Source organism: Bacillus sp. 1A (assembly GCF_052682215.1).
In genome coordinates, this window is the sequence record NZ_JBQYLZ010000001.1 from 2,679,686 (window position 1) to 2,702,506 (window position 22,821).

Genomic DNA, 22,821 nt, shown 5'->3' on the forward strand with positions numbered 1-22,821 from the left:
ACGTGCTGATTGGAAAACGCTTAAATGACCGTTATAAGCTGCTGAAAATGATTGGTGGTGGTGGAATGGCCAATGTGTATTTAGCTCATGATGATATACTTGGCCGAGATGTAGCGGTAAAAATATTAAGACTCGACTATTCAAATAATGAAGAGTTTATTAAACGTTTCCATCGAGAAGCGCAGTCTGTTACAACGTTGTCGCATCCGAATATTGTGAATATGTATGATGTCGGAGAAGAAGATGGTATATATTATCTTGTAATGGAGTATGTACCAGGACAAACATTGAAGCAATACATAATTGAGCGAGGGATGTTACCTATAGGAGAAGCTCTTGATATTATGGAGCAGTTAACATCCGCCATGGCACACGCCCATCATTTTGAAATTGTGCACCGTGATATTAAACCGCACAATATTTTAATTCGAGCTGATGGAGTAATAAAAGTAACAGATTTTGGAATTGCGACAGCTACAAGTGCAACAACAATTACACATACAAATTCGGTACTCGGTTCGGTGCATTACTTATCACCAGAACAAGCACGCGGCGGGATAGCAAATAAACAATCAGATATTTATTCCCTAGGAATCGTTATGTTTGAGTTGTTAACAGGAAGACAACCGTTTTCTGGCGAATCTGCTGTTGCTATAGCTTTAAAACATTTACAAAGTGAAATTCCGTCTCCAAAGAGATGGAATGAAAATATTCCGCAAAGTGTCGAAAATATTATATTAAAGGCAACTGCGAAAGATCCGTTTCACCGATATCAATCTGCCAATGCGATGAAACGAGATATTGAAACTGCGCTATATCCAGAGAGGATAAATGAGCAGCCATTTTACATACCGGAAGATATGGAAGCGACAAAAGCGATTCCAATTATTCAACAAGAACAATTATTCGAAAATGTAACTGATGAAACAATTGTTTTAAAAGGAAGTAAAGTGGATGAACAGAAAAGAAAAGAAGAAACGGAATTAAATAAGAAGAAAAAGCGAAGTAATAAATGGATCAAAGTTTTAATTACGACATTTTTACTTTTAGCAATTGGAATAACGTTAGCGCTTACTGTTATTCCGGGATTCTTTATTCCAAAAGATGTAAAAGTCCCTGATGTGGCTGGTATGAAGTATACGACAGCAGTAAATAAATTAGTTGAAAAGGGTTTTGAGGTTACGGAACCTAACATTGTATATACAGATGATGTTGAAGCAGGTGATGTGATAAAAACAGACCCTGTGGCAGGTAGAGTCGTGAAAGAAAACTCTAAAATTACTATCTATCAATCAGGTGGAAAAAAGAAAAGTAAGATGAGTGATCTCACAGGAAAAGATTTTGAGAGTATAAGGAATGAATTAGAAGAAAAATATAAGCAAGTTACAATAAATTATATTGAAAATGATAGGCCGAAAGGTGAAATCGTAGAGCAAATTCCGACGCCTGATCAAATGGTAGTAGAAGCGGAACAAGAACTGAAAATTTGGGTAAGTAAAGGTCCTTATCAAATTAGACCAGGTGATTTTTCAGGATGGACTGAAAATAGCGTAAACGGTTATTTGAATGAGAGAAAGCTAACTCCAGATATAAAACGAGAGTATTCCGATACTGTTGATAAAGGACTTGTAATTTCGCAATCTCCAAAACCAGGAACGCCGTTAAAAGAAGGAGATAAAGTGACGATTATCATCTCAGAGGGGCCTAAGCCGAAAGTAACGAAAACAGTGAAAGTGGATAATATTTCTATTCCGTATGAGTCTTCTATAATTGGTGAGAAAAAACCGCAAACAATAGAAATTTATAAAGAAGATATGCAACAAAAAATGGATAGACCAATTGAAACTAGAACAATTTCAGAGTCGGCAACTATTTCTTTAGAATTTGTAATTCAAGAAGGTACAAAAGGACACTATAAAATTGTACGAGATGGTGTAACGATTATCGACAAAGAAGTACCATACCCAACTCAATAATAATGACTTCCATTTTCTTTCTAGAGGGGATGGAATGTATTACTCTTGCCTGTTATGCTGTCTACATATAGTGGACTGTATGACAGGCAAAAATATATGATTCAAAAAGCTATAAAAGTGATACTGTTATAAATAATATTTTAAATTTGATGGTAGATTAAATATATTAACTTGTATATATGACGGGTTTTGAAATAAGTATTTAAAGAATTTTAAACCATTTAATATTAATGACAGCTTCACTTTATACAAAATAAAGGAGAATTATATGCCAGAAGGAAAAATTGTAAAAGCTCTAAGTGGATTTTATTATGTGCAGCATGAAGAAGGGATTACACAATGCCGTGGGCGTGGTGTGTTCAGAAAAAATAAAATTACGCCACTGGTAGGAGACCAAGTTGTCTTTCAAGCAGATAATCCAACTGAAGGATATGTGCTTGAAGTATTTGATCGGAAAAATGAACTTGTTAGGCCTCCTATTGCTAATGTTGATCAAGCAATTCTCGTTTTCTCTGCAGTAGAACCAGATTTTAATCCGGGACTATTAGATCGATTTTTAGTGCTGATTGAATATCATAACATTAAGCCGATTATTTGCATTAGTAAGATGGATTTAGTGGATGAAAAAATGAGAGAGACTGTTGAATCTTATGCAAATGACTATCGTGAAATGGGATATGATGTATTATTTACTTCTATAAATACATCGGAAAGTATTGATATTTTAAAACCATTCTTAGAAGGTTGTATTTCTGTCGTTGCAGGGCAATCTGGTGTTGGAAAATCTTCTATGCTTAACGTTTTACGTCCAGAGTTAGAACTGAAAACGAATGATATTTCTTCGCATTTAGGACGTGGGAAACATACGACAAGACACGTGGAATTAATTGCGGTTGGAAGCGGACTAGTTGCAGATACACCTGGTTTTAGTTCACTTGATTTCATAGATATAGAGGTAGAAGATCTTACATATTGTTTTCCAGAGTTGAAAGAAGCGAGCCAATACTGTAAATTTAGAGGGTGTACACATCTTTCTGAACCGAAATGTGCTGTGAAGACAGCAGTTGAAGAAGGGAAGATTACAGAATATCGTTATAAAAATTACAAACAATTCGTAGAAGAAATTAGAGAGAGAAAGCCGAGGTATTAGTTATGATTAAAATTGCACCATCGATCTTATCAGCAGATTTTTCAAAATTAGGGGAAGAGATTAAAGATGTAGAAAAAGGTGGAGCGGATTACATTCACGTCGATGTAATGGATGGACATTTCGTACCAAATATTACGATTGGACCATTAATTGTAGAAGCTATCCGTCCAATTACATCTTTACCATTAGATGTACATTTAATGATTGAAAATCCTGATAACTATATCCCGACTTTCGCAAAAGCGGGAGCGGATATTATTACTGTTCATGTAGAGGCGTGCCCTCATTTGCATCGTACAATTCAGCTAATTAAGTCTCATGGCATTAAAGCGGGAGTTGTATTAAATCCGCATACGCCAGTTTCGACGATTGAGCATGTATTAGAAGATATCGATATGGTATTGCTTATGACAGTAAACCCTGGATTTGGTGGACAGAAATTTATCCATTCTGTATTACCGAAAATTAAACAAGTGGCAGAAATGGTTAAAGAGCGCAATCTAGAAGTAGAAATTGAAGTTGATGGTGGTGTAAACACTGAAACAGCACGACTTTGTGTTGAAGCAGGAGCAAATGTACTTGTAGCTGGATCAGCAGTATACAATCAAAAAGACCGTGGTGAAGCAATTCGTGTCATTCGTGGATAATGAATGAACGAGTCTTTATCCTAGTGAAACTGCTAGTGTAGTAAGTTTTCACTATTTATAAAGGATAGAGAAAAAATATGTAAAAAGGCAATCTACCGAATGGCAGATTGCCTTTTTACAATAGAAGGGGAAGGAAACATGATTATTCATATTTTAGCGGGTGGACCTGCGGAATATTGTGCAGATTTTTCTCGATATGAAAATGAGAAAGTAGTGTGGGCGGCAGTTGATAGAGGAGTATATCGTCTATTAAAAGGAGGGATTACTCCAGCTGTTGCATTTGGAGATTACGATTCAGTTACTGAAGAGGAATTAGTATGGATGGGCCAGCAAACAAATGACTTACATATTGTTCCTCGTGAAAAAGATCAAACAGATTTAGAAATTGCGATTAATTGGGCGTTAGAACAAAATCCGATATTGATTCGTATTTTTGGTGCCACCGGTGGAAGGCTGGATCACGGTTTAGCAAATATACAGATGCTTTTAAGAGGGTTAGAAGTAGGGATAGAAATGTGTATTGTAGACAATAAAAATGAAATAAGCGTGAAAAAAGTGGGTACACATATAATTGAAGAAAATAAAAATTTCCCTTATGTATCTTTTGTGCCGGTTACTGAAATAGTAGAAGGGATTACATTACTTGGTTTTAAGTATCCTCTAACTAATAAAACAATAGAATGGGGATCAACACTTTGTATTAGTAATGAACTCGTTGAGGAAAAAGGTACTTTTTCATTTACTTCTGGCATATTAATGGTGATAAGAAGCACTGATTAAAGAAACAATTTTGCTCCTTACATCATATAGTAAACAAGTGGAGTAATGGGGATTAGGAGGGAAACCATGAGATTTTATACAATTAAGTTACCTAAATTTCTTGGTGGAATTGTTCGTGCCATGTTAAATACCTTCAAAAAAGATTAAAAAAAGCACCTATTACCGGTGCTTTTTCCATTGTCATAGTAAAAAAAGAGCCTATCGGCTCTTTTTTTTATTATTAAACACGTTCGATTTTGCCAGATTTTAATGCTCTAGCAGAAACGTAAACACGTTGAACTTTTCCGTCGATGCGTACGCGAACTTTTTGAAGGTTAGCGCCCCATTTACGTTTTGTAGCGTTCATTGCGTGAGAACGAGAGTTACCAGAACGAGCTTTTCTTCCAGTGATAGCACAAACACGAGCCATTTATATTTCCCTCCCTTGATACCTTACCATACGTAATTTTTCAATGTTAGTCTTTTTTGCGATGCTAAAAACACTACTATAATTTAACACAACTAAAAAGAGAATGCAACACCGTAGAAAAAAGAAATCAAGAAAAATTACTTGACACCATATGTCGATGATGAAAAGTTGAAATCAAGAAAAATTGCTTGACATATTATAGTGGTACATGTTGTATAATAACAATGGACTATTTTGCTCATCATAAAAAATGTGATTTAAAACATAAAATATGAGAGTGAAAAGAAAGAACGATGGAATTTTCTTTAAAAAGATTATATGATAGTAACTAAAGTAGTCTAGCTCACTTTCACCATTCATGAAGGGGGAAACGAGATGTCAATTGAAATTAAAACGAAGTATGGTCAAATTGATATTAGTACAGATGTAATTGCAACAATTGCTGGAGGTGCCGCAGTAGATTGCTACGGTATCGTAGGTATGGCATCAAAAAATCAGTTAAAAGATGGTTTAACAGACATTTTACGAAAAGAAAACTTCACTAGAGGTGTTATTGTTCGTAAAGATGAAGATGAAGTACATATTGATATGTATATTATTGTGAGCTATGGTACGAAAATTTCAGAAGTAGCACATAACGTGCAGACGAAAGTGAAATATACATTAGATCAAACTGTAGGACTAGCAGTAGATTCTGTAAACATCTACGTACAAGGAGTTAAAGTAATAAACTTGTAATGTGCATTAAGGAGGAAAATCTGTGTCAATTCAAAAAATTGATGGGAAACGTTTATCACAAATGATCATGCAAGGAGCGAATAATTTAACAAATAATGTTCAGCTTGTTGATGCATTAAACGTATTTCCGGTTCCAGATGGCGATACCGGTACAAACATGAACTTATCAATGACTTCAGGCGCACGTGAAGTGAAAGCAAATCCTTCACAGCATGCTGGTAAAGTCGGCGTAAGTTTAGCCAAAGGATTATTAATGGGAGCACGTGGTAACTCTGGAGTTATTTTATCTCAGTTGTTCCGTGGTTTCTCTAAATCCATTGAACAAAAAGAAGAATTAACAACAGTTGATTTTGCTGCAGCTTTAGATGCTGGGGTAGAAGCGGCTTACAAAGCGGTTATGAAACCGATTGAAGGAACGATTTTAACGGTTGCAAGAGAAACGGGTAAATATGCAGTGACAGTTGCGAAAAAACAGCGCGACTTTGTTTTGTTTATGGAAGACGTTGTGAAAGAAGCGAATGCATCGTTAAATCGTACGCCGGATTTATTACCTGTATTAAAACAAGTTGGCGTTGTAGATAGCGGTGGTAAAGGTCTTGTTGTTGTATACGAAGGATTTTTAGCTGACTTAAAAGGAGAAACGATTTCTTCTAATGTGTCTGCCCAACCATCTATGAATGACATGGTACGCGCAGAACATCACCGTAGTGTACAAAGCCAATTGAGTACAGAAGATATTAAGTATGGATATTGTACGGAATTCATGGTGAAATTAGAGCCTGAAAAAATGAAAGAACATAATTTCTCTGAACAAAAATTCCGTGAAGATATTAGTGTGTACGGAGATTCACTACTTGTTGTATCAGATGATGAGGTTGTTAAGGTTCATATTCATGCGGAACATCCTGGAGATCCTATGAATTATGGACAACGCTATGGTAGTTTAATTAAGATTAAAGTAGAAAATATGCGTGAACAGCATACTGCTTTATTAGATGAGCCTACTATGATGCCTGAGCAAACTAGCCAGTCTAAAGAGAAACAACCGTACGGTATCGTAACTGTTGCTATGGGATCTGGTATCAAAACTTTATTTGAGAGCATTGGCGCGACGAAAGTTATCGAAGGTGGCCAAACGATGAATCCAAGTACGGAGGATATTGTGAAGGCGATTGAAGAAGCGAATGCTGAAAAAATCATTATTTTACCGAACAACGGAAATATCGTTATGGCAGCAGAACAAGCAGCGTCAGTTGTGGATCAAGAAGTGATTGTAATTCGTTCAAAAACAGTTCCTCAAGGTATGGCTGCAATGTTAGCATTTAATCCAGTGGGAACTTTAGAAGAGAACGAAGAAAACATGAAAGAAGCTTTATCTCATGTGAAAACCGGTCAAATTACGTATGCTGTACGTGATACGGAAATTGATGGTGTAGCGATTCAAAAAGATGATTTCATGTGTATTGCAGATGGAAAAATTGTATCAACAAACGCTGCAAAAGTAGGAGCTGCAAAGCAATTACTAGAAGCACTTATTGATGAAGATTCTGAAATTGTAACGATTCTTCAAGGTGAAGATGCAACTGACGAAGAAGTAGCTGAGTTAGTTGCATTTGTAGAGGAGAATTTTGAAGATGCAGAAGTAGAAGTACATGCTGGAAACCAACCGGTGTATTCGTTCATCTTCTCTGTAGAATAAGAGAAAATTCGTTTTGAAAATAAATGGATTACTTACTTGCTAATGGATAAGAAGTAGTAATATGAAGTTTATTACTAGTTTTTATTCAAAAGGCTAGCATATTGAAGATAAAAAAGAGCCTTGCTGCTAATAGTGAGGCTCTTTTCTTTCGTATTGTTTATGAGGGATTTGAGTAGTTTCTCTAAGAATGCCTATGATAGAATATATAGGGTGAAAGAGAGCGATTACAGATGTCAATAGTATGAATGAATCAAAGAAAATAATGTGACGGAGCGTGAGAATCTTGAATGAAGTTGTACAAGTTCCTGTTACGGATGTAAAGGGAATCGGAGGAGAAACATCTGAATTACTAAACGAGATGGGGATTTATACAGTTTCTCATCTATTAGAACATTTTCCGTACCGTTATGAAGATTATGCGATGAAAGATCTTGCTGAAGTAAAGCATGATGAACGTGTAACAGTTGAGGGGAAGGTTCATAGTGCTCCTTTACTGCAATATTATGGGAAGAAGAAGTCGCGTCTTACGGTTCGTGTCCTCGTCGGTCGTTATTTAATTACAGCTGTATGCTTTAATAGGCCGTACTATAAGCAGAAGTTAAATTTAAATGAAACAGTAACGATTACTGGTAAATGGGATCAGCACCGTCAAACGATTGCGGTATCAGAGCTTCATTTTGGACCAGTTGTACGTCAACAAGAAGTAGAGCCTGTATACTCAGTGAAAGGGAAACTTACAGTAAAACAGATGCGCCGTTTTATTGCCCAAGCGTTCAAGGAGTATGGAGAATCTATAGTTGAAGTGTTACCTGATGGATTGCTAAGTCGATATAAATTATTGCCGCGTTATGAAGCGCTTCGGTCGTTGCATTTTCCAGCAGGACAGGAAGATTTAAAACAAGCACGTCGCCGTTTTGTATATGAGGAGTTTTTCTTATTTCAGCTAAAAATGCAAACATTACGGAAAATGGAGAGGGAAAATTCGAAAGGGACGAAAAAAGAAATTCCTTCAGCAGAATTGCAAGAGTTTATTGATGCACTTCCGTTTCCATTAACTGGTGCGCAGCGTCGGGTAGTAGATGAAATTATGAAAGATATGACATCTCCTTATCGGATGAATCGTCTGTTGCAAGGTGATGTAGGTTCTGGGAAAACAGTCGTTGCAGCGATTGGCCTTTATGCAGCGAAGTTAGCACATTATCAAGGTGCTTTAATGGTTCCTACAGAAATTTTAGCAGAGCAACATTATCAATCGCTTGCAGAGACGTTCTCGCACTTTGGTATGAATGTTGAATTGTTAACCAGTTCTGTTAAAGGTGTAAGGCGTCGAGAGATTTTGGCAAAATTAGAACAAGGAGAAATAGATATCCTTGTTGGAACACATGCTTTAATTCAAGATGAAGTTATCTTTCATAGGTTAGGTCTCGTTATTACTGATGAACAACATCGATTTGGTGTAGCGCAGCGACGAGTTTTAAGGGAGAAAGGTGAAAGTCCGGATGTTTTATTTATGACGGCGACGCCAATTCCGCGTACGTTAGCAATTACTGCATTTGGAGAGATGGATGTTTCTATAATCGATGAGATGCCAGCTGGTAGAAAGGTAATTGAAACATACTGGGCAAAACATGATATGTTAGATCGAGTTCTCGGTTTTGTGGAGAAGGAGATAAAAAAAGGAAGACAAGCATATGTTATTTGTCCCCTTATTGAAGAATCTGAGAAACTTGATGTACAAAATGCGATTGACTTACATAGTATGCTGACTCATCATTATCAAGGGAAATGTCAAGTCGGATTAATGCATGGCAGACTCTCATCTCAAGAAAAAGAAGAGATAATGGGACAATTTAGTGAAAATAAAGTGCAAATTCTTGTGTCGACAACAGTTGTTGAAGTAGGTGTGAACGTACCGAATGCGACTGTAATGGTTATTTATGATGCAGAGCGTTTCGGTTTATCGCAGCTCCATCAGCTCAGGGGACGTGTTGGGCGTGGTAGTGAACAATCATATTGTTTATTAATCGCGGATCCAAAATCGGAAACGGGAAAAGAGCGAATGCGTATTATGACCGAAACGAATGATGGATTTGTATTGTCAGAAAAAGATTTAGAGTTAAGAGGTCCTGGAGATTTCTTTGGAAGTAAGCAAAGTGGTTTACCAGAATTCAAGGTTGCTGATATGGTACATGATTATCGAGCGTTAGAAACAGCTAGACAAGATGCGGCGTTACTAGTAGAATCAGAAGCGTTTTGGCATAATGATCAGTATGCTTCGCTGCGTACTTATCTTGACGGGACAGGTGTGTTCCAAGGAGAGAAGCTCGATTAAAGGGAGGCAACGAAAGTTTTTGTTGCATTCTACTTTTAATGATTATATACTACTGTTAGTACCTAGTCATAAAAATGGATGGTGCGGTATGAAAAAAAGAAGAAGTAAAAAAGAAAGACAAGAATTATTACAACAAACAATAGAAACGAATCCTTTTATTACGGATGAAGATTTAGCAGAAAAATTTCAAGTGAGTATACAAACCGTACGTCTTGACCGTATGGAATTATCTATTCCTGAATTAAGAGAAAGAATTAAACATGTAGCTACAAAGCAACATGAAGAAGATGTGAAATCTTTACCGTTAGAAGAGGTTGTCGGAGAAATTATCGATATAGAATTAGATAGACATGCGATTTCTATCTTTGAAGTGAAGGTAGAACACGTATTTAAAAGAAATCAGATTGCCCGTGGGCATCATTTGTTTGCACAAGCAAACTCACTAGCTGTTGCGGTTATTGATGAAGAATTAGCTTTAACTGCAAAGTCTACCATTCGATACATTCGTCCTGTAAAATTAGGAGAGCGTGTTGTTGCAAAAGCGCGCGTTGAAGATGTAGAGAATGATAAAGGACGGACCGTTGTCAAAGTGCGTAGCTTTGTTGGAGAAGAACTTGTTTTTACAGGCACTTTTGAAATGTATCGATCTAGTAATTATAGTGAGGAAGGTAACAACTTATGAAAATCGCAATAGATGCAATGGGCGGCGATCATGCTCCAAAGGCTGTCGTATTAGGAGCAATGAAAGCTATTAAGGAATATTCTGATTTACATATTACGTTAGTAGGGAAAGAAGAGGAAATTCGTCAATACTTAACGAGTGAAGAACGGATTACTATACTTCATACAGATGAAAAAATCGAATCGACAGATGAACCAGTAAGAGCGGTTCGTCGAAAAAAACAAGCCTCAATGGTACTAGCAGCGCAGCAAGTGAAAGACGGTGTAGCGGATGCTTGTATATCAGCTGGTAGTACAGGAGCTTTAATGGCGGCTGGATTGTTCGTTGTAGGTCGTATGGAAGGGATTGAGCGACCAGCTTTATCCCCTACAATGCCAACGGTTGATGGAGAAGGTTTTGTTATGTTAGATGTTGGAGCGAACGTTGATGCAAAACCAATTCATTTATATCAATATGCAGTAATGGGATCTGTATACGCTGAGAAAGTAAGAGGAATTAAAAATCCTCGCGTTGGACTTTTGAACGTTGGAACAGAGGATGGCAAAGGGAACGAGCTTTCAAAACAAGTCTTTGCAATGCTTAAGGATGCCCCAATTCATTTCGTTGGGAACGTTGAATCAAGAGATTTATTGCAAGGTGTAGCAGATGTTGTTGTATGTGATGGTTTTACAGGGAATGTAGCGCTAAAATCATTAGAAGGAACAGCACTTGCGTTATTTTCTATGTTAAAAGAGCAGTTAATGAGTTCGTTTACGAGCAAATTAGCAGCAGCGGTATTAAAGCCAAAACTTATGGTATTAAAAGATAAAATGGATTATTCGGAGTATGGAGGAGCGGCATTATTTGGATTGAAAGCTCCAGTCATTAAGGCTCACGGTTCTTCCAATGACCAATCAATATTTAGTGCGATTCGTCAAACGAGAGAAATGGTAGCGAAAGAAGTTATTCCTACTATTTCAAGCGTAATGGAGAAAGAGCCACTCCAATAAGAGGAGGATTTGAAATGGGAAAACTAGCATTTCTTTTTCCGGGCCAAGGTTCACAGGCAGTTGGAATGGGTAAACAGTTAGCGGAGAATAATAAAGAGGTTGCAAATGTGTTTGCGAAAGCAGATGAGGTGTTGCAAGATTCACTTTCAGAAGTGATTTTTGAAGGGCCGCAGGAAAAGCTTACGTTAACGACAAATGCGCAGCCGGCCTTATTAACAACGAGTTTTGCTATTTTGACAGCTTTGAAAGAGTATGATATTACACCAGACTTTGTTGCAGGGCATAGTTTAGGTGAATATAGCGCTCTTGTAGCAGCGGGTGCAATAACTTTTGAAGACGCTGTATATGCTGTAAGAAAACGTGGGGAATATATGGAAGAAGCTGTTCCTGGTGGAGAAGGTGCAATGGCGGCTATTTTAGGTGCTGACCCACATATGCTGAAACAAGTTACAGAAGAAGTAACAAGTGAAGGATATGCAGTGCAAATCGCTAATATGAATAGTACGAAGCAAATTGTGATTTCTGGAACAAAGCAAGGAGTTGAGATTGCTTCTCAAAGAGCGAAAGAAAATGGTGCAAAGAGAGCAATTCCGCTTAAGGTAAGTGGACCGTTCCACTCTTCGCTTATGAAGCCAGCAGCGGAGAAGTTCCAAAGTGTCTTAAAAGAAATTACAATTCAAGATACGAATATTCCTGTTATCGCAAATGTAACAGCAGACGTTATTACAAATGGTGCACTTATTCAAGAAAAGCTAATTGAACAGCTCTATTCGCCTGTCTTATGGTACCCGTCCATTGAAAACATGGTGAATCAAGGGGTAGATACATTTATTGAGATTGGACCTGGGAAAGTACTTGCTGGACTTATGAAGTCAATTGATTCATCAGTGAAAGCATATGCGATATACGATGAAGAGACATTAAAAGATACCATTTCAAATTTGAGAGGAGAAAACTGATGTTAAAAGGGAAAGTAGCATTAGTAACTGGTGCTTCACGTGGAATTGGTCGTGCGATTGCGATTGATTTAGCGAAACAAGGGGCAAATGTTGTAGTAAATTATGCTGGTAATGAGCAAAAGGCGAATGAAGTAGTTGATGAAATAAAGAAATTAGGTTCGGATGCAATTGCAGTAAGAGCAGATGTTGCAAATGCTGAAGACGTTACAAATATGGTGAAACAAACTGTAGATACATTTGGACAAGTTGATATTCTTGTAAATAATGCAGGTGTAACAAAAGATAATTTATTAATGCGTATGAAAGAAGAAGAATGGGATACAGTTATTAATACAAACCTAAAAGGTGTATTCTTATGTACGAAGGCAGTATCTCGATACATGATGCGCCAGCGTCATGGACGTATTATTAATATCGCTTCTGTTGTTGGAGTGACAGGTAATCCAGGACAAGCAAACTATGTTGCTGCTAAAGCGGGTGTAATTGGATTAACAAAAACATCAGCAAAAGAATTAGCGAGCCGTAATATTACTGTAAATGCAATTGCTCCAGGTTTTATTGCGACTGATATGACGGATATATTAGATGAAAATATAAAAGCCGAAATGTTAAAGTTAATTCCTGCAGCTCAGTTTGGTGAAGCGCAAGATATCGCAAATACTGTAACGTTTTTTGCTTCTGATCAAAGCAAATATATTACAGGGCAAACGTTAAATGTTGATGGCGGAATGGTAATGTAATAAAAGAATTGATTTCAACTAGTTTTTTTGGCCAATATTTAATATAATATTTGAGGGGAGGTGAATGGAATGGCAGATGTTTTAGAGCGTGTAACAAAAATCATCGTTGATCGTTTAGGTGTAGAAGAAACTGAAGTAGTACCAGCTGCGAGCTTTAAAGAAGATTTAGGCGCAGACTCCCTAGATGTAGTAGAACTTGTAATGCAATTGGAAGATGAATTCGAAATGGAAATTTCTGATGAAGATGCTGAAAAGATTGCTACTGTTGGCGATGCTGTGACTTACATAGAGAGTCATCTATAATGCTTAAGTGAAGTCCCGTTTTTTAGCGGGGCTTCTCGGCTTATATCTGGAGGGACCTATGCCGTACCGAAAACATAGAGAAAAAAAATACGAAACAAAATATCGTGAAGCGTTTAAAGTATTTCAAGAAGAGATAGGTATTACGTTTTCAGATGAAAAATTATTGATTCAAGCATTTACGCATTCATCGTATGTGAATGAGCATCGAAAAAAACCGCATGAAGACAATGAGCGTCTCGAATTCCTTGGAGATGCAGTATTGGAACTTACTGTGTCACAGTATCTGTTTCAAAAATATCCGACAATGAGCGAAGGAGAGTTAACGAAACTACGTGCAGCTATTGTATGTGAACCATCTCTTGTTCGTTTTGCAAACGAGTTGTCATTTGGTAGCCTTGTTTTATTAGGAAAAGGTGAGGAAATGACAGGTGGACGTGAACGACCAGCTTTATTAGCGGATGTCTTTGAAGCGTTTATTGGTGCCCTTTATCTTGATCAAGGGTTAGAAACAGTATGGGGCTTCTTAAAAGAAATTGTATACCCTAAAATTAATGAAGGTGCTTTTTCTCATGTGATGGATTATAAGAGTCAATTACAAGAGTTGATTCAGCGTGATGGTAGTGGCAATATTGAGTATCAAATTTTGCAGGAAAAAGGACCGGCCCATAATCGAGAATTTGTGTCACGTGTTACGTTAAATAACGTGGCTTTAGGTCTTGGTAGTGGCAAGTCGAAAAAAGAAGCAGAGCAACAAGCTGCTGCAGAAGCATTGAAAAAATTAAAAGAACAACTATAAGGAATCCCCCTTTGAATGAGGGGGATTCCTTATGCATAGAATGAAACTTTCTTTTTGTTTGTGAATAAAGGGAAGGGAAATCCGTATAATAGCTTGTTTTTGTATAGACAACAGTTATAACAACGGAGAATAGGAGGAAGGCCTTTCGTGTTTTTAAAAAGATTAGAAATAGCAGGGTTTAAGTCTTTTGCTGAGCGTGTATCTGTTGATTTTGTCCCAGGTGTAACTTCCGTAGTAGGACCTAATGGAAGTGGGAAAAGTAATATTACTGATGCGATTCGCTGGGTACTTGGTGAACAATCTGCAAAATCATTACGTGGTGCAAAGATGGAGGATATTATTTTTGCAGGCAGTGATACGAGAAGAGCAGTTAATGTTGCTGAAGTAACAATAACTTTAAATAATGAAGATCAACGTTTACCGATTGAATATAATGAGGTGTGTGTAACGCGTCGTGTATCTCGTTCTGGTGATAGTGATTTTTATATTAATAAACAATCATGTAGATTGAAAGATATTATCGATTTATTTATGGACTCTGGTATGGGAAGAGAAGCTTTTTCGATTATTAGCCAGGGGAAAGTTGAAGAGATTTTAAGTAGTAAATCAGAAGAACGTCGTGGTGTATTTGAAGAAGCTGCAGGAGTGCTGAAATACAAACTTCGTAAAAAGAAAGCTGAAGTGAAATTAGCAGACACACAAGAAAACTTAAATCGTGTACAAGATATCATTCACGAATTAAGTAGTCAAGTAGAACCTTTAGAAAGACAAGCTTCTATTGCGAAAGATTATCTCGAGAAAAAAGAAGAATTAGAGAAAGTAGAAGCGGCGCTTATTGTACATGAAATTGAAGAATTACATGAGAAATGGGAAGCGCTTCGAAATCAGTTTGGGCATAATAAAAACGAAGAAGCTAAAATGTCAACGCATTTACAAAAAGGTGAAGAAGAGCTTGAGGAATTACGAGGACAATTACAAGCAGTAGATGAGTCTGTAGATTCCTTACAAGAAGTGCTGCTTCTTTCTAGTAAAGAGCTAGAAAAGTTAGAAGGACAGCGTGAGTTATTAAAAGAGAGAAAACAAAATGCAACGACGCATTGTGCACAACTCGAACAGTTAATTGTTGAATTAACAGAGAAAGCTACAAGTTATGATGGTGAAATTGAATCCAGTACAGAAGTGTTGATGCAATTTGTAAATCAAGTAAAAGAGTTGGAGACAAAATTGCATGATAATGAGCTACTGCTTGCAACTTTTGCTGACAATTTAGAGGAACAAATTGAGAATTTAAAAGGTGACTATATTGAACTTTTAAATCAACAAGCTAGTCATCGTAATGAGTTATCTATGATTGAAGAACAATCTAAACAACAAAACTCAAAAAATGAACGCCTCGATGAAGAAAATGCGAAATATGTAGAAATACGCATGGAAATTACAGCGAAAAAGACGAAACTTGTGGAAAGTTATGAACAAGTGAAAGAAAAAGTAGCTGGTATCCTTTCGAATATACAAAAGACAGAAGCGGCACTTGGGAAATGCAAGACGCAGTATAGTGAAAATGAAACAAAACTGTATCAAGCGTATCAATTTGTACAACAGGCACGTTCCCGAAAAGAAATGCTAGAAGAGATGCAAGAGGATTACTCTGGTTTCTATCAAGGGGTACGTGAAGTGTTAAAAGCTAGAGAAGATAGGTTGCAAGGTATCGAGGGTGCTGTTGCAGAACTGCTAACGGTACCGAAAGAATATGAAATTGCAATGGAAATTGCTCTAGGTGCAGCGATGCAGCATATTGTCGTACAAAAAGAAGAACATGCTCGTAATGCAATTACGTTTTTAAAACAAAATAAACATGGACGAGCAACGTTTTTACCGCAAGCTGTTATTAAAAGTAGATCGTTATCATTTGAACAATTACGTATTGTAAATCAACACCCATCGTTTGTAGGTGTGGCGGCAGAACTTGTGCAATATAACAATAAATATGAAAATGTAGTTTCAAATTTATTAGGTACTGTTATTGTTGCGAAAGATTTACGTGGGGCGAATGAGTTGGCGAAACAACTGCAATACCGTTATCGCATTGTAACAATCGAAGGTGATGTAGTGAACCCTGGTGGTTCTATGACTGGTGGAGCGGTAAAACAGGCGAAATCTTCTTTATTAGGACGTCAACGTGAGCTAGAAGAGTGGACGAACAAGTTAATTGATATGGAAGAAAAAACGACAAAGTTAGAAAACTTTGTTAAAGCAGTAAAGCAAGAGATTCAAGAAAAAGAAGTAAAAATACGGGAACTAAGGAAAAATGTAGAAGCAGAGCGTGTAGATGAACAGAAATTAAGAGAAGAAATTAGTCGCTTAGAATTAGAAGAACATCGTATTAATGATCGTTTATCTATTTACGATTTAGAGATTGAAGGATTCTTACAAGATCAAGTGAAGATACAAGGGCGTAAAGAAGAGCTAGAAAAGATTTTAGCAACGCTTCAAGCGGAGATTACGGAATTAGATAGCAAAATTGTCGCTTTAACAAAACAAAAAAGTGAGCAGCATTCTTCGAAAGAAAAAGTGCAAAAAGAAATGACTGAGTTAAAAGTGTTGGCGGCTGAAAAGCAACAACGCTTATCTAATCAAAAAGAAAAAGTTGAACGATTGACGAAGGAAAAAGAAGAAACGGATGCAACGCTTGTCAAAACGAAAGAGGATTTAGCATTCTTAAAACAAGAAATGACATCTAATTCAAGTGGTGAAGAACAGATTACGAATATGATTGAGAAGAAAGCATATGATCGTAATCAAACTTCAGAGTTAATTCGCTCTCGTCGTGAACAACGCATAACGTTACAAGAGAGGGTAGAACATTTAGAACGTAATCTGAAAGAAACAACAGGTAAACATAAATACATTCTTGAGATGCTGAAAAATCAAGAAGTAAAAATAAACCGACTTGATGTAGAGTTAGAAAATAGATTACAACATTTACGTGAAACATATACGATTTCATTTGAAGCAGCAAAACTGAAGTATACAATGATGATGCCTGCAGAGGATGCACGTAAAAAGGTGAAACTAATTAAATTATCCATCGAAGAGCTAGGTACAGTGAACTTAGGGGCAATTGAAGAGTATGAGCGTGTAGCAGAGCGTCATACATTCTTACTAGAGCAAAAAGATGACCTAGAAGAAGCGAAAGCGACATTGCACCAACTTATTACTGAAATGGATGAAGAAATGAAAAAACGTTTTTCTACTACGTTTGAAGGAATTCGAATGGAGTTTCAATCGGTATTCTCTGAATTATTTGGAGGCGGTAGAGCGGATTTAGTCATGACGAATCCAGAGGACTTATTAAATACTGGTATTGATATTGTAGCGCAACCGCCAGGGAAGAAACTGCAAAACTTAGGTTTACTTTCTGGTGGGGAGCGTGCTTTAACAGCAATTGCGCTGTTATTCGGTATTTTAAAAGTGCGCCCAGTCCCATTCTGTGTATTAGATGAGGTAGAGGCGGCTCTTGATGAGGCGAATGTTGCCCGTTTTGCGCAGTATTTAAAGAGATTTAGTGATGAGACACAGTTTATTGTCATTACACATAGAAAAGGTACAATGGAAGAGTCTGACGTATTGTACGGTGTAACAATGCAAGAGTCAGGGGTATCTAAACTTGTTTCGGTTCGTTTAGATGATGGAGAAGAACTAGTTGCAAGTAATTAGGAAGGATGGGACAGTATGAGTTTTTTTAAAAAATTAAAAGAAAAAATTTCAAAACAAACAGATACGGTAACAGAGAAATTTAAACATGGATTAGAAAAAACGAGAAATTCGTTTGCAGATAAAGTAAATGATTTAGTTTATCGTTATCGTAAAGTAGATGAAGATTTCTTTGAGGAATTAGAAGAAATTTTAATTGGTGCAGATGTCGGAGTTTCGACGGTAATGGAATTAATTGATCAATTGAAAGAAGAAGTGCAACGTCGTAACATCCAAGATCCAAAAGAAGTACAAGCTGTTATTTCAGAAAAGTTAGTAGGAATTTACAAAGGCGACAGTGAGTTTAGTAACGAAATTAATATGCAAGAGGATCAATTAACAGTTGTTTTATTTGTCGGTGTTAACGGCGTAGGGAAAACGACGACGATTGGTAAACTAGCACATAAATTCAAATCAGAAGGTAAGTCTGTCCTATTGGCGGCAGGAGATACATTCCGCGCAGGAGCGATTGAACAATTAGAAGTATGGGGCGATCGCGTTGGTGTAGAAGTGATTAAACAAGGGTCAGGATCTGATCCAGCGGCGGTTATGTATGACGCTGTACAAGCCGCGAAAGCACGTAAAGTAGACGTATTACTATGTGACACAGCAGGACGCTTACAAAATAAAGTAAACTTAATGAAAGAGTTAGAGAAAGTGAAGCGTGTAATTGAGCGTGAAGTACCGGGGGCTCCTCACGAAGTATTACTTGTTATTGATGCAACAACAGGACAAAACGGTTTAAGTCAAGCGAAGACATTCCGTGAAGCAACGAACGTTACTGGTATTGTTTTAACGAAGTTAGATGGAACTGCTAAAGGTGGTATTGTATTAGCGATTCGTAACGAAATGGATGTACCGGTGAAATTCGTTGGATTAGGAGAGCAAATGGATGACTTGCAGCAGTTTGATCCAGAACAATATGTGTATGGTTTATTTGCGAACTTAGTAGAAACAGAAGAAGTGTAAGTGAAAGAAGCGGCATTTTCCGCTTCTTTTTCTATAAAAATATGTGATGTTAAGAAAAAAACTTGACACTCTTTTGTACTCCATGTAAACTAATTCATGTAAAGGGAAATCACTTAACAAAGGATGATCCAACATGCTCGAGAAAACAACGAGAATGAACTATTTATTTGATTTTTATCAATCGTTGTTAACGCAAAAACAAAGAAGTTATATGTCGCTTTATTATCTAGATGATTTATCTCTTGGTGAAATTGCGGAAGAATTTGATGTAAGTCGCCAAGCCGTGTATGATAACATTAAACGGACTGAAGCGATGCTTGAAGAATATGAAGATAAATTAGTATTACTTCAAAAGTTTCAAGAGCGACAGCGACTTGTTGCAAAGCTAAAACAGCTAATCAGCGAAGAAGAGCATGTGAATGAAGAAATGAAACAAGTTGTTGAAGCTATCGAAAAATTAGATTAGGAGGGCGGCAATATGGCATTTGAAGGATTAGCCGACCGACTTCAACAGACAATGCAAAAAATCCGCGGCAAAGGAAAAGTTTCTGAAGCCGATGTGAAAGAAATGATGAGAGAAGTTCGTCTAGCTCTTTTAGAAGCGGACGTTAACTTTAAAGTAGTAAAAGATTTTGTAAAGCGTGTGTCTGAACGTGCTGTCGGACAAGATGTAATGACAAGCTTGACACCTGGACAACAAGTAATTAAAGTCGTACAGGAAGAACTTACAGAGCTTATGGGCGGAGAGCAAAGTAAAATTGCTGTTGCTAATAGGCCACCGACTGTTATAATGATGGTTGGTCTGCAAGGTGCGGGTAAAACAACGACGACGGGTAAGCTTGCGAATTTGCTTCGTAAAAAGCATAATCGTAAACCAATGCTTGTTGCAGCGGATATTTACCGTCCAGCAGCGATTAAACAGCTTGAAACATTAGGGAAGCAATTGGACATGCCTGTATTCTCTTTAGGAGATCAAGTAAGTCCTGTTGAAATTGCGAAACAAGCGATTGCAAAAGCAAAAGAAGATCATCACGATTATGTTTTAATTGATACAGCAGGTCGCCTGCATATTGATGAAGAACTAATGGATGAATTAGCGAAAGTGAAAGAAGTTGCGAAACCGGATGAAATTTTCCTTGTTGTCGATGCGATGACGGGACAAGACGCGGTAAATGTTGCACAAAGTTTCCATGAACAGTTAGGTTTAACAGGTGTTGTATTAACGAAATTAGATGGTGATACGCGCGGTGGTGCGGCATTATCTATTAAGGCGGTAACAAATACACCGATTAAATTTGCTGGTATGGGTGAAAAACTAGATGCGATTGAAGCGTTCCATCCAGAGCGTATGGCATCCCGTATTTTAGGGATGGGAGACGTCTTAACATTAATTGAAAAAGCGCAAGCTACAGTTGATGAAGAGAAAGCAAAAGAACTTGAGCAAAAAATGCGTACGCTTTCGTTTACGCTTGACGATTTCCTAGAACAACTTGGACAAGTGCGTCAACTTGGACCGCTTGATGAATTGTTAGGAATGCTTCCTGGTGCAAATAAAATTAAAGGGCTGAAAAATGCGCAAGTTGATGAAAAACAAATTGGGCATATTGAGGCAATTATTCGTTCTATGACTAAATTAGAGCGAGAACAACCGGAAATAATCAATGCTAGTCGCAAAAAGCGCATTGCCAAAGGTAGCGGTACAACGGTACAAGAAATCAATCGTTTAATCAAGCAATTTGATGATATGAAAAAGATGATGAAAACGATGACGGGAATGCAAAAAGGTAAGAAAAAAGGACTAGGTGGATTGAAGTTTCCATTCATGTAAGGAAAAAAGATGGCTCTGTTAAGAAAAAATACTTTACAAAGCAATAGTCTTTTTGCTAATATAATTATCTGTGTGAAATAAATTCGGAGGTGCTTTATAAATGGCAGTTAAAATTCGTTTAAAACGTATGGGAGCTAAAAAAACTCCTTTCTATCGTGTAGTTGTTGCAGATTCTCGTTCTCCTCGTGACGGACGTTTCATTGAGGAAATCGGTACTTACAATCCGGTTGCTCAACCAGCTGAAGTTAAGATCAACGAAGAAGCAGCATTAAAATGGTTAGGAAATGGTGCTAAACCATCTGATACAGTTCGTAACTTATTCTCTAACCAAGGTATCATGGAGAAATTCCACTTATCTAAACAAGGTAAGTAATTGAGGCAATGACTATGAAGAAGTTAGTCGAGACGATTGTCAAGCCTCTTGTCGATCATCCTGAAGATGTAAAAGTTACACAGGAACTTTACAACGGAGAGATAAAGTATCGATTAACTGTACATCCTGAGGATGTTGGAAAAGTCATTGGAAAGCAAGGGAAAGTTGCGAAAGCAATTCGAATGCTCTTGTATTCAGTGGGACATCATAATGATGAAAAAGTAACACTGGAAATTCAATAAACGTAAAAAGGGCGAGGAGTTATTTCCTCTCCCTTTTTTAACATTTAAAGAGAAGTTGCATGTTCCATATGTGAAATGGAGATGCTTAATTTATATAGAAACCAGGGGTGACATACTATTTATGACAAAGTGGTTTAACGTAGGGAAAATTGTAAATACTCATGGCGTAAGAGGAGAAATTCGTGTTATTTCTCGTACTGATTTTCCAGAAGAGCGATATAAAGTAGGAAACACGTTATACATAAGTAATGAGAAAAGTACAGACTACCTTCCAGTGAAAGTAACTTCTCATCGTCAACATAAGACATTTGATTTATTAACATTTGAAGGATACAACAATGTTGATGAAGCAGAGAAGTTTAAAGGTTCTTTAATAAAAGTACCAGAAGAGCAGTTAGGTGAACTAGCTGAAGGCGAATACTACTACCATGAAATTATTGGTTGCAGTGTTGTAACGGAAGAAGGAGAAGCGTTAGGAACAATAAAAGAAATTTTATCTCCTGGTGCAAATGATGTTTGGGTAATTAAACGTCCAAAAGGTCAAGATCTATTAATTCCTTATATTGATGATGTTGTACTTCAAGTTAACATTGAGAATAAATTAGTAACCATTCATGTAATGGAAGGGCTATTATAATGAAAATTGACATTTTAACATTGTTTCCAGATATGTTTACGGGTGTGTTTGGATCTTCAATTTTAAAGAAAGCACAAGAAAAAGAAGCGGTAGAGCTTCGTGTTGTCAATTTCCGCGATTATACAACGAGTAAGCATAATAGCGTAGATGATTATCCGTATGGTGGTGGCGCTGGGATGGTATTAACCCCCCAGCCTATCTTTGATGCAGTGGAAGAGTTAACGAAGGAAACAGAACGTAAACCGAGAGTTGTCCTAATGTGTCCACAAGGAGAGCGTTTTACGCAGAAGAAGGCAGAAGAACTTGCTGAAGAAGAGCATGTTATTTTTGTGTGTGGTCATTATGAAGGTTACGATGAACGAATTCGTGAGCATCTCGTAACGGAGGAAATTTCTATTGGTGACTACGTATTAACCGGCGGAGAGTTAGCCTCTATGGTTATTACGGATAGTGTCGTGCGTCTCCTCCCGGGAGTGCTAGGAAATCATGCTTCACAAGTCGAGGATTCGTTTAGTACAGGTTTATTAGAACATCCTCATTATACACGTCCAGCTGATTTTCGTGGTATGAAGGTACCGGATGTACTCATGTCAGGAAATCATAAAAATATTGATGAATGGCGACACAAAGAATCACTACGTCGTACGTACACGCGTAGACCGGATTTACTGGAAGAACGAGAATTATCTAAGCAAGAAGCGAAATGGCTAGAACAAATTAAAGAAGACAAGTAAGGGCTTGATATATTTTCTATTGCAACAGTCCTAGCAATATGCTATTATAACACTTGTGCTACTGAAATCAGTGGCCGTATTAACG

Annotated in this window: 23 protein-coding genes; 22 read left to right on the top strand and 1 reads right to left on the bottom strand. The window is 37.3% G+C overall.

Annotated features, from left to right (window positions below):
- Positions 1-2 precede the first annotated feature (2 nt).
- From prkC to spoVM, 5 genes are all read left to right on the top strand, one after another.
- A complete protein-coding gene (gene prkC / locus ACUN0F_RS13720) occupies positions 3-1,976 on the top strand; it encodes a serine/threonine protein kinase PrkC (protein WP_000904763.1) in 1,974 nt (657 codons plus the stop codon).
- A gap of 268 nt (positions 1,977-2,244) precedes the next feature.
- Positions 2,245-3,126: a ribosome small subunit-dependent GTPase A gene (rsgA, locus tag ACUN0F_RS13725; protein WP_001113945.1), complete on the top strand. Its 882-nt coding sequence runs from the start codon at positions 2,245-2,247 to the stop codon at positions 3,124-3,126.
- 2 nt (positions 3,127-3,128) lie between these two features.
- Positions 3,129-3,773 (top strand): ribulose-phosphate 3-epimerase, encoded by a 645-nt coding sequence (rpe, locus tag ACUN0F_RS13730; protein ID WP_000589963.1) that lies wholly within the window; start codon positions 3,129-3,131, stop codon positions 3,771-3,773.
- 99 nt (positions 3,774-3,872) lie between these two features.
- A complete protein-coding gene (locus ACUN0F_RS13735) occupies positions 3,873-4,553 on the top strand; it encodes a thiamine diphosphokinase (protein ID WP_002008369.1) in 681 nt (226 codons plus the stop codon).
- A gap of 66 nt (positions 4,554-4,619) precedes the next feature.
- Positions 4,620-4,700 (top strand): stage V sporulation protein SpoVM, encoded by an 81-nt coding sequence (gene spoVM / locus ACUN0F_RS13740; protein WP_001213599.1) that lies wholly within the window; start codon positions 4,620-4,622, stop codon positions 4,698-4,700.
- 73 nt (positions 4,701-4,773) lie between these two features.
- Here the strand turns inward: spoVM and rpmB are convergent, their stop codons facing one another.
- On the bottom strand, positions 4,774-4,962 hold the full coding sequence (gene rpmB, locus ACUN0F_RS13745; protein ID WP_000124776.1) for a 50S ribosomal protein L28: 189 nt from the start codon (positions 4,960-4,962) through the stop codon (positions 4,774-4,776).
- Between the two features lie 375 nt (positions 4,963-5,337).
- On the opposite strand from rpmB, the gene ACUN0F_RS13750 reads away from it, so the two are divergent.
- From ACUN0F_RS13750 to trmD, 17 genes are all read left to right on the top strand, one after another.
- Complete coding sequence (locus ACUN0F_RS13750; RefSeq protein WP_000021109.1) at positions 5,338-5,700, top strand: Asp23/Gls24 family envelope stress response protein; 363 nt, start codon at positions 5,338-5,340, stop codon at positions 5,698-5,700.
- A 22-nt stretch (positions 5,701-5,722) separates the two neighbouring features.
- Positions 5,723-7,399: a DAK2 domain-containing protein gene (locus ACUN0F_RS13755; protein ID WP_046956480.1), complete on the top strand. Its 1,677-nt coding sequence runs from the start codon at positions 5,723-5,725 to the stop codon at positions 7,397-7,399.
- A 283-nt stretch (positions 7,400-7,682) separates the two neighbouring features.
- A complete protein-coding gene (gene recG, locus ACUN0F_RS13760; RefSeq protein WP_001006891.1) occupies positions 7,683-9,731 on the top strand; it encodes an ATP-dependent DNA helicase RecG in 2,049 nt (682 codons plus the stop codon).
- A gap of 88 nt (positions 9,732-9,819) precedes the next feature.
- Positions 9,820-10,413 (top strand): transcription factor FapR, encoded by a 594-nt coding sequence (gene fapR / locus ACUN0F_RS13765; RefSeq protein ID WP_000747352.1) that lies wholly within the window; start codon positions 9,820-9,822, stop codon positions 10,411-10,413.
- Complete coding sequence (gene plsX / locus ACUN0F_RS13770) at positions 10,410-11,402, top strand: phosphate acyltransferase PlsX (RefSeq protein WP_046956482.1); 993 nt, start codon at positions 10,410-10,412, stop codon at positions 11,400-11,402. Before fapR ends, plsX begins: the two co-directional genes overlap by 4 nt.
- A gap of 14 nt (positions 11,403-11,416) precedes the next feature.
- Positions 11,417-12,361, top strand: a complete 945-nt coding sequence (gene fabD / locus ACUN0F_RS13775; protein WP_000516944.1) for an ACP S-malonyltransferase — start codon at positions 11,417-11,419, stop codon at positions 12,359-12,361.
- The gene (gene fabG / locus ACUN0F_RS13780) at positions 12,361-13,101 is read left to right on the top strand and encodes a 3-oxoacyl-[acyl-carrier-protein] reductase (protein ID WP_000911777.1); all 741 of its coding nucleotides are present in this window, start codon (positions 12,361-12,363) and stop codon (positions 13,099-13,101) included. Before fabD ends, fabG begins: the two co-directional genes overlap by 1 nt.
- A 69-nt stretch (positions 13,102-13,170) precedes the next feature.
- The gene (gene acpP / locus ACUN0F_RS13785) at positions 13,171-13,404 is read left to right on the top strand and encodes an acyl carrier protein (RefSeq protein ID WP_000786062.1); all 234 of its coding nucleotides are present in this window, start codon (positions 13,171-13,173) and stop codon (positions 13,402-13,404) included.
- 58 nt (positions 13,405-13,462) lie between these two features.
- Positions 13,463-14,200: a ribonuclease III gene (gene rncS, locus ACUN0F_RS13790; protein ID WP_001146867.1), complete on the top strand. Its 738-nt coding sequence runs from the start codon at positions 13,463-13,465 to the stop codon at positions 14,198-14,200.
- Positions 14,201-14,347: 147 nt separating this feature from the next.
- Positions 14,348-17,917 (top strand): chromosome segregation protein SMC, encoded by a 3,570-nt coding sequence (gene smc / locus ACUN0F_RS13795; RefSeq protein ID WP_445539564.1) that lies wholly within the window; start codon positions 14,348-14,350, stop codon positions 17,915-17,917.
- A 15-nt stretch (positions 17,918-17,932) separates the two neighbouring features.
- Positions 17,933-18,922, top strand: a complete 990-nt coding sequence (ftsY, locus tag ACUN0F_RS13800; protein ID WP_000007644.1) for a signal recognition particle-docking protein FtsY — start codon at positions 17,933-17,935, stop codon at positions 18,920-18,922.
- Between the two features lie 133 nt (positions 18,923-19,055).
- Positions 19,056-19,388, top strand: coding sequence for a putative DNA-binding protein (locus ACUN0F_RS13805; RefSeq protein ID WP_000891061.1), 333 nt, complete (start codon positions 19,056-19,058; stop codon positions 19,386-19,388).
- A gap of 12 nt (positions 19,389-19,400) precedes the next feature.
- Positions 19,401-20,750 carry a signal recognition particle protein gene (gene ffh / locus ACUN0F_RS13810; protein ID WP_000863466.1) on the top strand — a complete coding sequence of 450 codons (1,350 nt, stop codon included), beginning with the start codon at positions 19,401-19,403 and terminating at the stop codon, positions 20,748-20,750.
- 100 nt (positions 20,751-20,850) lie between these two features.
- A complete protein-coding gene (gene rpsP / locus ACUN0F_RS13815; protein WP_000268750.1) occupies positions 20,851-21,123 on the top strand; it encodes a 30S ribosomal protein S16 in 273 nt (90 codons plus the stop codon).
- A 14-nt stretch (positions 21,124-21,137) separates the two neighbouring features.
- Positions 21,138-21,365: a KH domain-containing protein gene (locus tag ACUN0F_RS13820; RefSeq protein WP_000737397.1), complete on the top strand. Its 228-nt coding sequence runs from the start codon at positions 21,138-21,140 to the stop codon at positions 21,363-21,365.
- Positions 21,366-21,486: 121 nt separating this feature from the next.
- Positions 21,487-22,002, top strand: a complete 516-nt coding sequence (gene rimM / locus ACUN0F_RS13825) for a ribosome maturation factor RimM (RefSeq protein WP_000170282.1) — start codon at positions 21,487-21,489, stop codon at positions 22,000-22,002.
- Positions 22,002-22,736 (top strand): tRNA (guanosine(37)-N1)-methyltransferase TrmD, encoded by a 735-nt coding sequence (gene trmD, locus ACUN0F_RS13830; RefSeq protein WP_445539565.1) that lies wholly within the window; start codon positions 22,002-22,004, stop codon positions 22,734-22,736. Before rimM ends, trmD begins: the two co-directional genes overlap by 1 nt.
- Positions 22,737-22,821: the final 85 nt, after the last annotated feature.

What these genes read in the sequence shown, in the direction of transcription:
- rpmB (WP_000124776.1), bottom strand. Translation starts at nt 4,962, where the DNA reads ATGGCTCGTGTTTGTGCTATCACTGGAAGAAAAGCTCGTTCTGGTAAC.
- rncS (WP_001146867.1), top strand. Translation starts at nt 13,463, where the DNA reads ATGCCGTACCGAAAACATAGAGAAAAAAAATACGAAACAAAATATCGT.
- rpsP (WP_000268750.1), top strand. Translation starts at nt 20,851, where the DNA reads ATGGCAGTTAAAATTCGTTTAAAACGTATGGGAGCTAAAAAAACTCCT.
- spoVM (WP_001213599.1), top strand. Translation starts at nt 4,620, where the DNA reads ATGAGATTTTATACAATTAAGTTACCTAAATTTCTTGGTGGAATTGTT.
- rsgA (WP_001113945.1), top strand. Translation starts at nt 2,245, where the DNA reads ATGCCAGAAGGAAAAATTGTAAAAGCTCTAAGTGGATTTTATTATGTG.
- fabG (WP_000911777.1), top strand. Translation starts at nt 12,361, where the DNA reads ATGTTAAAAGGGAAAGTAGCATTAGTAACTGGTGCTTCACGTGGAATT.
- ACUN0F_RS13750 (WP_000021109.1), top strand. Translation starts at nt 5,338, where the DNA reads ATGTCAATTGAAATTAAAACGAAGTATGGTCAAATTGATATTAGTACA.
- fapR (WP_000747352.1), top strand. Translation starts at nt 9,820, where the DNA reads ATGAAAAAAAGAAGAAGTAAAAAAGAAAGACAAGAATTATTACAACAA.
- fabD (WP_000516944.1), top strand. Translation starts at nt 11,417, where the DNA reads ATGGGAAAACTAGCATTTCTTTTTCCGGGCCAAGGTTCACAGGCAGTT.
- trmD (WP_445539565.1), top strand. Translation starts at nt 22,002, where the DNA reads ATGAAAATTGACATTTTAACATTGTTTCCAGATATGTTTACGGGTGTG.
- ftsY (WP_000007644.1), top strand. Translation starts at nt 17,933, where the DNA reads ATGAGTTTTTTTAAAAAATTAAAAGAAAAAATTTCAAAACAAACAGAT.
- ffh (WP_000863466.1), top strand. Translation starts at nt 19,401, where the DNA reads ATGGCATTTGAAGGATTAGCCGACCGACTTCAACAGACAATGCAAAAA.
- plsX (WP_046956482.1), top strand. Translation starts at nt 10,410, where the DNA reads ATGAAAATCGCAATAGATGCAATGGGCGGCGATCATGCTCCAAAGGCT.
- ACUN0F_RS13820 (WP_000737397.1), top strand. Translation starts at nt 21,138, where the DNA reads ATGAAGAAGTTAGTCGAGACGATTGTCAAGCCTCTTGTCGATCATCCT.
- ACUN0F_RS13805 (WP_000891061.1), top strand. Translation starts at nt 19,056, where the DNA reads ATGCTCGAGAAAACAACGAGAATGAACTATTTATTTGATTTTTATCAA.
- acpP (WP_000786062.1), top strand. Translation starts at nt 13,171, where the DNA reads ATGGCAGATGTTTTAGAGCGTGTAACAAAAATCATCGTTGATCGTTTA.
- rpe (WP_000589963.1), top strand. Translation starts at nt 3,129, where the DNA reads ATGATTAAAATTGCACCATCGATCTTATCAGCAGATTTTTCAAAATTA.
- ACUN0F_RS13735 (WP_002008369.1), top strand. Translation starts at nt 3,873, where the DNA reads ATGGCAGATTGCCTTTTTACAATAGAAGGGGAAGGAAACATGATTATT.
- rimM (WP_000170282.1), top strand. Translation starts at nt 21,487, where the DNA reads ATGACAAAGTGGTTTAACGTAGGGAAAATTGTAAATACTCATGGCGTA.